The organism is Micromonospora deserti (genome assembly GCF_003236335.1).
Taxonomy (GTDB): domain Bacteria; phylum Actinomycetota; class Actinomycetes; order Mycobacteriales; family Micromonosporaceae; genus Micromonospora; species Micromonospora deserti.
Window position 1 is genome coordinate 1 of sequence record NZ_POUB01000520.1, and the last position, 659, is coordinate 659.

Genomic DNA, 659 nt, shown 5'->3' on the forward strand with positions numbered 1-659 from the left:
GGGGAGTACTGCTTCCTGCTCGCCTGCTCGATGACCGGCGGTGTGGTGCTCGGCGCGGCAGGCGATCTGATCACCCTGATCGTGGCGCTGGAGACGCTCACCCTGCCGCTCTACGTGCTGGTGGGCCTGCGCCGGGGCAGCCTGGCCAGCGCCGAGGCGGCGGTCACTTTCTTCGTGGTCAGCGTGGTCGCCACCACCCTGACCCTGCTCGGGGCGGCGCTGCTCTACGCGGCCACGGGCGGGCTGCACCTGGAGCGGCTCGGCGCGCTCTTCGCCGACCGGCCGGAGCTGCTCGACCTGCCGCTGACCACCGTGGCCGTCGCCCTGGTGGTGCTGGGGCTGGCGTTCAAGGTGGCGGCGGTGCCGTTCCACGCCTGGGCGCCGGCCACTTACGACGGCGCGCCGCTGCCGGTGGCGGCGTACCTCTCCACCGCCTCCAAGCTGGGCGGGGTCGTCGCCCTGCTCGCCGTGGTGCGGCACGCGCTACCGGCCGAGGTGACCGGTCCGGTGCTCGCCCTGCTCGCGGTGCTCACCATGACCGTCGGCAACCTGGTCGCGCTGCGGCAGCGACGTACCGTCCGGCTGCTCGCCTGGTCCTCGGTGGCCCAGGCCGGCTACATCCTCGCCCCGCTGGGCGCGCTGGCGCTGGCCGCCGGCCG

1 protein-coding gene is annotated in these 659 nt (G+C 74.7%); it reads left to right on the forward strand.

Annotation, left to right across the window (positions count from 1 at the left end; all coding sequences use genetic code 11):
* On the forward strand, positions 1-659 hold a 659-nt coding region (locus C1I99_RS31690), incomplete at both ends, for a proton-conducting transporter transmembrane domain-containing protein (protein WP_267897540.1).